We start from the raw sequence: 9,392 nt of genomic DNA, 5'->3' as shown, positions 1-9,392 counted from the left end.
ATATCGAAGCTCTTCCTACCCCAAAGATATGAGCTACTTCGGTAATTCTACCACCATTTTCCACAAAATTTATTACTTTTTGTCTTAAGTCTAAACTGTAAGGCATGGTTAAAAATAGTTTCTAGTTTACTTGATTTTATTATACTCAATTTTTGTCTCAATCTTAATTAAAACGACTATATATACAATTTTTAATTGTAGCAATAAATCACAAATTAAGATGTAACTACCTTTTTTGAATTTGGTATTACTTTATTAGTCGCCAGTATTTTGACAAATCTAAAAAATAATGGTATTTCAACATAAAACTTTAGAGAAAATAACTGATGAAAATTGGATTTTTAGGTACAGGTTTAATGGGTCTACCAATGGCTCAAAAATTGTTAGAAGCTAATCATATCGTAACTGCTTATAATCGCACTCAATCTAAATTAGAACCTTTACAAAAAGCAGGTGCTAAAATAGCTAATTCTCCAGTAGAAGCTATTCAAAATTCAGAATGTTTAATCTTGATGTTGACTAATGCTGAAGCTATTCAAAATGTACTTTTATCTGACAGTTCAAAAGCGGAATTATCCGGTCGCACAGTAATTCAAATGGCAACTATTTCTCCTACAGAAAGTAAGGAAATTAGAGATGAAGTTGTAGCTTGTGGCGGAGAATATTTAGAAGCTCCTGTTTTAGGCAGTATTCCACAGGTAAAATCTGGAAGTTTAATTGTTATGGTGGGAGCTTCCCCAGAACAATATGAAAAATGGTCTGGTTTATTAAAAGTATTTAGTCCCGATCCATTACATATTGGTGCGGTAGGTAGCGGTGCTGCAATTAAGTTAGCAATGAATCAATTAATTGGCTCTTTAACAACAGCTTTTGCTTTAAGTTTAGGATTAATAGTTAGGGAAGGAATAGATGTAGATTTGTTTATGCAAATTGTTCGAGATAGTGCTTTATATGCTCCAACATTTGATAAAAAATTACAACGGATGTTGGAGAGAAATTACGAAAATCCTAATTTCCCAGTCAAGCATTTATTAAAGGATACAAATATATTTATTAATGCAGCAGAATCTGTAGGACTTGATGTAAATATTCAAGAAGGTGTGCGTAAAGTTTTAGAGAAAACTATTGAATTGGGTTTATCGGATTTAGATTATTCTGCTTTATTTTCAGCAGTTAATTTAGAAAATAGGGAGTAGGGAATAGGGAATAGGGAATAGGAATACAGACCTACAATAATTAGTAAGTGGTGGGCTTAATTATCGGTACAATAGCAATGGAAATTTAAAAGGGTGAAAACCTCTTGGGAACTTGGTTATAGATTCTTTTTGAGATTTTTTGTTTTAACCTTTATTTATGCCTACCTACTTAGTAGGGCTTTAGTCCTATCTATCTTCAGGCTAAAGCCCTACTATAAACAAAATTAAGCACTAATACCATAACTAATAAAATTCACAAGACGCTTTACAAGTTCATCAATATCCTCAAGAGAATTATCCTCACTGAATATTTCTGATTGCTCCATTTGATTTAAAGTACGCACTAACATCGCAACTACTAAATCAAGTTTCCATTTTAATTCTGTGGGAGATTGATGGGGTAGGACTTTTGTCAGTATGTATAGAAATCTTTGTTGACTGTTTCTAAATTCTTGTTCTGCTAGTTTCTGAACTGGGTGGGGTTCGGCACGACAACGCCCCATAAATTGTGCATGAATCCGACATTCCTCCGATCCCTGTTGAATCATCTGTAGGGGAGGAGTAAGAAAAGCTGTGAAAATTTCTGGCACTGAAGGGAGGTTGTCTGACTCTTCTAGAATTGTTAGTTGTCTTAGTTGTTCTTCGACAATGGGTTGTGCTACTCGTCGGACTACTGCACTAAATAGTTCCTCTTTTGAACCAAAGTGATAATGAATGGCTGCCAAATTTACATCCGCTTCCCGAATTATGGCCCTTAGTGAAGTTCCTGCAAAACCTAGAGAGGCAAACAGTTTCTCGGCAGCATTAAGAATTTGCTCCTTTGTGTCAATAGTTGAGTTTTTACCCATTCAATCTTGTATTTGTTTTCCAGAATACGCAGCTTTATTTGATTTAATCATCAATCAGCTACCCTTGCAATTATTTTAAACGTATGTTTTAATTATAGTGAATCAAACGAATGTTTTAAAATTCCACTTTTATTCCAAATTATATCATGTCCGGTTGAACAGTTATAAATAATTAGATAGGAGGCAACCCACCCCTAACCCCTCCCAGGAGGGGAACACAGGAGATAGGAGACAGGAGGTAGGAGGCAACCCACCCCTAACCCCTCCCAGGAGGGGAAGACAGGAGATAGGGAAAAAAGTGTTTTCATCACGCTCTTATCCGGACATGGTATTACCCAAAATATGGCCATCTATTAGGTGAAGTCAGTAGGGGCGAATGGTCATTCGCCCGTAAATTATTACTGTGACTAAATTTGAGAATGTCCTAATAGTAATGGTGACTACTATATAGTTAAGCTAGGGAGTATTTATTAAAAAAACATTAAATCTGGAAAAATCCGTAGCTAATGGTAAAGGTAGGGGTCTAGTGAGCAAATCCCGGAGAGAGAACTCAGTATATCTCAGCCCTTTTTTAGATTTATTTGACAAATAATCTTTAAACTACAAACCAATGACAGAGCAAAAATTGTTAGACTCTAAATCTGATGAAACAAATGGTAAAGTGGAAATCTTAACCGATCTGATAGAAACTTTACCAATTCAATCTGAGACTGCCAACTTCAAACCGAAAAGCAAAGAAAAGAAATGGATAGGGGTTAGCCTGCTAGTAATTATTTTGGCAACAACTTTTGGCACTCTAAAATTTCTCCAGAATCAAAATATTTCTGTTAAACCAACCTCAGAAAGTTATCTTCCCAATATTCTCTCTGTTCAAGCTATCCCTATAAAATTAGTTAATTCCTACTCGGTTTCTCAAAGTTATACAGGAGTTGTAGAAGCAAAAAGAAGCAGCGAACTTGGTTTCGAGCGATCTGGTTTACTTCAATCTATATATATAGAAGAAGGAGAAAAAGTAGCCAAGGGACAAATTATCGCTCAACTGGATACCAGCCAAACAAAAGCGCAAAAGGCAGTATTAATAGCTCAGAAAGAAAGAGCGATCGCCACTCTCAGAGAACTACAAACGGGACCGAGGGTAGAAGTTATTGCTGCGACTCGTGCATCATTAGCTCAAGAACAAGCCAAATTACAAGAATTGCAAAGAGGACCGAGGGTAGAAGTTATTGCTGCGACTCGTGCATCATTAGCTCAAGAACAAGCCAAATTACAAGAACTGCAAAGGGGACCGAGGGTAGAAGTTATTGCAGCAACCCGCGCATCCCTAGCTCAAGAACAAGCCAAATTACAAGAACTGCAAACAGGACCCCGCACAGAAGATATTGAAGCAGCTCGTTCAGCACTATTAGACTTAGAGGAACAAGTAGAATTAGCTCAAATTAGAGAAAAAAGACGTGAAGGACTTTATAAAGAAGGAGCAATTTCTCAAGAACAACTTGATGAAGCTTCGACTGAGACTGATACTCTGAATGCTAGACTTGAGAGAGCGCGAAGTGAATTAGAAAAGCTACAAACAGGAACTCGCTCCGAACAAATAGAAGCTCAAAAAGCTAGAGTGCGTCAGGTGCAAAGTCAGTTAGATGAACTTATCGCCGGAACTCGCTCGGAACAAATAGAAGTTCAACGAGCTAGAGTGCGTCAGGTGCAAAGTCAATTAGATGAACTTATTGCTGGTACTCGCATCGAACAGATAGAAGCTCAACGAGCGAGAGTGCGTCAGGTGCAAAGTCAGTTAGATGAACTTATCGCTGGCACTCGTATCGAACAGATAGAAGCTCAAAAAGCAGAAGTTAAACGTTTCGAGGCACAAATTTCTGAAATAGATGTTGTTCTGAAAAAGAGTATTCTTTATGCACCTTTTTCTGGCACTATTTCTGTTCGTAATTTAGATGAGGGAGTTGTCGTTAACATTAATGTTGGTCAAAGTGTTGTGCGTTTAGTCGAGGATGGGGGAAGGAAAGTTCGGGTTGGGGTGCCACCGACTCAAGTTAGTCGTTTGAGAATAGGTAGTTTCCAGGAAGTGAGGGTGGGAGAAAGAACTTATAGTGCGAAAGTTCTGTCGATTTTACCAGAGCTAGATTCTAAAACTAGAACTCAATCTGTGATTTTGGCTCTACCGCAAGCGGTGGCTCCAGGTACTGTTGTTCGACTAGAACTTAATCAGACTAAAAATATGGAGGGATATTGGTTGCCAACTTCTGCTTTGGTTTGGGGAGAGCGGGGGTTGTTGGCTTGTTTTGCTCTGGTTTCTCCCCAGAAGTCAGATTTGGATTTACCTTTGGGAACTTATCAGACAGAAAAAAGAATGGTTGAAGTTTTGCATACGGAGGGCGATCGGAGTCTGGTGCGGGGAGTATTGCAACCGGGAGATTTGGTTGTGACAACTGGAACGAATCAATTAGCTCCTGGACAGTTTGTGAAGTCAGAAGTTAGAAGTCAGGAGTCAGAAGTGAGATGAAGTTTAGGCAACTTTGCCAGGAGATTGCCACGGGGGGGGTTAATGGTTGGGCAGAAAAAATAATTATTGTTCCCACCCCCCTCGCAATGACATAGTAACCGTCATTGCGAGGCGGTAATCAAACAGTTAAACTTTTGGGAAACGAAGCAATCTCACAACGCCAGGAGATTGCCACGGGGGGGTTAATGGTTGGGAAGAAAAAATAATTGCTGTTCTCACCCCCCTCGCAATGACATAGTAACCGTCATTGCGAGGCGGTAATCAAACAGTTAAATTTTTGGGAAACGAAGCAATCTCACAACGCCAGAAGATTGCCACGGGGGGTTTTAAGGGTTGGCAAGAAAAAATAATTGCTGTTCCCACCCCCCTCGCAATGACATAGTGGTGAATTGTCATTGCGAGGCGGTAATCAAACAGTTAAACTTCTGGGGAAAGGGTTAACTTAGCCGTAGGGGAAGCCTTCCCTAAAGGTAGCAATCTCACAACGCCAGGAGATTGCCACGGGGGGGGTTAATGGTTGGGCAGAAAAAAGAATTGCTGTTCCCACCCCCCTCGCAATGACATAGTGGTGAATTGTCATTGCGAGGCGGTAATCAAACAGTTAAACTTCTGGGGAAAGGGTTAACTTAGCCGAAGCAATCTCATTTGTTTGTTAACCACCCTCAATTGCATATCTTCTCTAAAACCAGAAATATAATAAATGAAAATTTATAGTTGTGGGGTAAAGGTTAAATTTATGGTTTCTCCAATGCGATGGTTGTCTATTCTTAGTATTAATAGTCTGATGTTATTTAATGTCAGTTTTCCTCTCTTAATATTGCCAAGTATTGTGAATAAGGGAGAAGTTATTGCTCAAACCAACCCTGATGCTGAAGCAGAAAAAGCCTTTGATGAAGGAATGAAACTGTATCAGGAAGGTACAGCAGAATCTCTGAGGGGAGCTATTGCTAAATGGGAAGAGGCACTATTACTATTCAGGAAAACGGGCAACTTGAGTAGGGAAGCAAGCACACTGCTTTGGCTTGGCAATGTCTACAGTCACTTAGGAGAAAAACAAAAAGCACTGAGTTTCTACAATCAAGCATTACCTCTAAGACAACAAGTAGGGGATAAAGGAGGGGAAGCAACCGTTATCAATAATATTGGTGTTGTCTACAGTAACTTAGGAGAAAAACAAACAGCACTCAATTACTACAATCAAGCTTTACCTCTATCTCAGCAAGTAGGCGATCGGCATCAGGAAGCAACCGTTATCAATAATATTGGTGTTGTCTACAGTAACTTAGGAGAAAAACAAACAGCACTCAATTACTACAATCAAGCTTTACTTCTAGATCGGCAAGTAGGGAATAAAGGAGGGGAAGCAACCGTTATCAATAATATTGGTGTTGTCTACAGTAACTTAGGAGAAAAACAAACAGCACTCAATTACTTCAATCAAGCTTTACCTCTAATACAGCAAGTAGGGGATAAAGGAGGGGAAGCTACCACTCTCACATATATTGGTGCTGTCTACAGTGACTTAGGAGAAAAACAAACAGCACTCAATTACTTCAATCAAGCATTACCTCTAACACGGCAAGTAGGGGATAAAGTGGGGGAAGCTAGTACTCTTCATCATATTGGTCGTGTTTACAATGATTTAGGAGAAAAACAAACAGCACTCAATTACTTCAATCAAGGATTACCTCTAACACGGCAAGTAGGTTATAAAGAGGGGGAAGCAGGCACTATCAGAGGTATTGGCCGTGTCTACAATGATTTAGGAGAAAAACAAGAAGCACTGAATTACTTAAATAAAGCTTTACCTATATTTCAGCAAGTAGATCATCGGGGTGGGGAAGCATCTAGTCTTTATCATATCGCTAGGATCAAACAAGACGAAGGCAAACTGACTGAAAGCTTAACTTTCATAGAAAAATCCCTAGAAATAGTCGAAGACCTCCGTACCAAAGTTGCTAGTCCCGAACTTCGCGCCTCTTACTTTGCCACCGTCCATGATAGATACCAATTCTACATCGACTTACTCATGCAACTGCACCAACAAAACCCCAACCAAAGTTATGACTCCAAAGCCTTCCATGCCAGCGAACGCAGTCGCGCCCGTACCCTCCTCGAACTCCTCAACGAAGCTAGTGTCGATATCCGTCAAGGAATAGATTCCCAACTCGCCACAGCAGAAAGAAAACTCCAACAACAACTCAACACTATCGAAACCAAACGTATCAAACTCCTCAGTGGAGAATACACCCCGGAACAAAAAGCTAACATCGAACAAACAAGAGACCAACTCATAGATGAGTACGACCAACTCCGCGACAAAATGCGGATCGCAAGCCCAAATTATGCAGCCCTAACCCAACCTCAACCCCTCACCCTCAAGGAAGTTCAACAACAGGTATTAGATGACGATACCTTACTTCTACAATATTCCTTGGGTGAAGAAAGCAGTTATTTGTGGGCAGTCACCAAAGACAGCATCCACAGTTATCAACTTCCTCCCCAAGCAGAAATTAAAAATGCTGCCATAGAATTGATGGTTAAAATTACAAACCCACGGGAACGCAACGATATGACAAAAGTTGATAGTGCTGCCGATGAGCTGACAGAAATTCTGCTCAAACCAGTTGCTGATAAATTAAACAAAAAACGTCTATTAATAGTTGGCGATCGCTTCTTACAAGAAATTCCTTTTTCCGTCTTATCAATACCAAACACCGATGGAGAAAGTGATGGTTATCAACCTTTAATAGTCAACCACGAAATAGTACATCTGCCTTCAGCTACTACTATTGCCAACATCCGCAACGGCACAAAATCTCGAAAACTTGCCCGAAAAAAAGTGGCTATTATTGCCGATCCAGTATTTAGCCCGAAAGATAGCAGAATGACAGGAAAAATTACCACAATATCTACATCAGAAAACGGGAGTCGTGGTTTACCCCTAGAGGCACAACAATTAGATAGATCGGCTAGGGATGCGGGTATTGAGTGGGATAGACTTCCCGGTACTCGCACTGAAGCAGAAGCAATTATGGCTTTAGTGCCAGACTCAGAACGCACTCAAGTTTTCGACTTCCAAGCTAACCGAGAAAAAGCAACCAGTCAGGAATTAAGCCAATATCAGATTGTACATTTGGCTACCCACGGTTTTGCTAATGGTAGGCAACCAGAATTATCAGGGGTTATCATGTCGTTAGTAGATAAAAATGGCAACTGGCAAAACGGTTTCCTGCGACTGAATGATATTTTTAATCTGAACTTGCCAGCAGAATTAGTAGTATTGAGTGCGTGTCAAACAGCTAAAGGCAAGGATATTAAAGGTGAAGGTTTGGTGGGGTTGACAAGGGGGTTTATGTATGCAGGGGCAAAACGGGTAGTAGGTTCGTTGTGGCGAGTGGATGATTCTGGAACGGCAGATTTAATGTCACAGTTTTATCAGAGAATGTTAGAGCAGGAGTTGTCATCTGTAGAGGCGTTGCGGGCAGCCCAATTGCAAATGTTGGAGCAGGGGATAAGTCCGTATTATTGGGGAGCATTTACATTACAGGGGGAGTGGGAGTGAATAATTAATAATTAACAATTAATAATTAATAATTAATAATTAATAATTAATTATTACCTCTTCTGTAATAGAAGGATTGAATAAAAATAATTTTTTTTCTCCATGAATGGAGAGGCTTTATACCTTAATTTTTCAGTGAGTAATACCATGTCTGGATAATGAGTGATAAAAAAGTTTTTGTTTGTAGTTGGGCTTTAGCCCTATCTACAGTTCGGGCTAAAGCCCAACTACGAACTTTAATTAACATCAAAATCAGCTTTTTTACATCACAAATTTGGCAAAAAAATCCTTAACTAAAATATAACTGATAACTAAAATGACTACTTTATTTTACCGAAACTTTCGATTATTAATACTGGCAATACTAATAATTATTGTCTAAGGAAGTTCTCAAATCCAAGAGATTGCTTCCTTCCACTCCGTTCCAGTCGCAATGACTGGATAATAGTTTTTATTCAGATTTAATGTAATGATTCAAATAAAAATCAGCTTTTATAAATCACAAATTTGGCAAAAAAATCCTTAACTAAAATATAAATCATAACTAAAATGACTACTTTATTTTACCGAAACTTCCGATTATTAATACTGGAAATACTAATAATTATTGTCTCAGGAAATTCTCAAATCAGAGAGATTGCTTCCTTCCACTCCGTTCCAGTCGCAATGACTGGATAATAGTTTTTATTCATCTTTAATGTGATGATTCAAATAAAAATTAGCTTTTATAAATCACAAATTTGGCAAAAAAAATCCTTAACTAAAATATAAATCATAACTGAAATGACTACTTTATTTTACCGAAACTTTCGACTATTAATCCTGGCAATACTAATAATTATTGTCTGGGGAACATCATCCTTTTTCACATTGCCACGACTCGAAGACCCAGAATTAACTTCCCGTCTTGCCGTTATCACAACTTTTTGGCCGGGAGCTGATGCGGAACGAGTAGAAACATTAATTACAGAAAAAATAGAATCAGAATTATCTGAAATTGAAGAAATTAAAGACTATGATTCTACTTCGAGGGCAGGAACTTCAATTATTCAGATTGAATTATTAGATTCAGTTGAAGCAATAAATGCTGATACAATTTGGTTAAGAATTAGAGAGCAATTAAATCAAGTTGATTCCCAATTACCTAATGGTACAAGTAAACCACGATTAGAGGAACTAGAAGTTAAAGCTTATGCTATAATTACTGCTTTAACTTGGGAACAAGATACTGAACCTAATTATGCGATTCTTACTCGTTTATCTGAATA

7 protein-coding genes are annotated in these 9,392 nt (G+C 38.6%); 5 read left to right on the top strand and 2 right to left on the bottom strand.

Annotated features, from left to right (window positions below; all coding sequences use genetic code 11):
• A partial coding sequence (locus F6K22_RS20445; protein ID WP_293101894.1) for an IS630 transposase-related protein occupies positions 1 to 106 on the bottom strand: 106 nt, incomplete at its 3' end.
• Between the two features lie 220 nt (positions 107 to 326).
• On the opposite strand from F6K22_RS20445, the gene F6K22_RS20440 reads away from it, so the two are divergent.
• Positions 327 to 1,196, top strand: coding sequence for an NAD(P)-dependent oxidoreductase (locus tag F6K22_RS20440; RefSeq protein ID WP_293101891.1), 870 nt, complete (start codon positions 327 to 329; stop codon positions 1,194 to 1,196).
• A 224-nt stretch (positions 1,197 to 1,420) separates the two neighbouring features.
• On the opposite strand, the gene F6K22_RS20435 is transcribed toward F6K22_RS20440, so the two are convergent.
• Positions 1,421 to 2,044, bottom strand: coding sequence for a TetR/AcrR family transcriptional regulator (locus F6K22_RS20435; RefSeq protein WP_293101888.1), 624 nt, complete (start codon positions 2,042 to 2,044; stop codon positions 1,421 to 1,423).
• Positions 2,045 to 2,654: 610 nt separating this feature from the next.
• On the opposite strand from F6K22_RS20435, the gene F6K22_RS20430 reads away from it, so the two are divergent.
• The 4 genes from F6K22_RS20430 to F6K22_RS20415 form a co-directional block, all read left to right on the top strand.
• A complete protein-coding gene (locus F6K22_RS20430) occupies positions 2,655 to 4,559 on the top strand; it encodes an HlyD family efflux transporter periplasmic adaptor subunit (protein WP_293101885.1) in 1,905 nt (634 codons plus the stop codon).
• A gap of 700 nt (positions 4,560 to 5,259) precedes the next feature.
• Positions 5,260 to 8,124, top strand: a complete 2,865-nt coding sequence (locus F6K22_RS20425) for a CHAT domain-containing protein (RefSeq protein WP_293101882.1) — start codon at positions 5,260 to 5,262, stop codon at positions 8,122 to 8,124.
• A gap of 158 nt (positions 8,125 to 8,282) precedes the next feature.
• Positions 8,283 to 8,417 (top strand): hypothetical protein, encoded by a 135-nt coding sequence (locus F6K22_RS20420; RefSeq protein ID WP_293101879.1) that lies wholly within the window; start codon positions 8,283 to 8,285, stop codon positions 8,415 to 8,417.
• A gap of 490 nt (positions 8,418 to 8,907) precedes the next feature.
• A partial coding sequence (locus F6K22_RS20415) for an efflux RND transporter permease subunit (protein WP_293101876.1) occupies positions 8,908 to 9,392 on the top strand: 485 nt, incomplete at its 3' end.

The sequence above is a fragment of the Okeania sp. SIO2F4 genome, from assembly GCF_010672385.1.
Lineage (GTDB): Bacteria > Cyanobacteriota > Cyanobacteriia > Cyanobacteriales > Microcoleaceae > Trichodesmium.
Note: the sequence above shows the minus strand (reverse complement) of the source record. Positions and strands in the feature narration are given on the sequence as shown.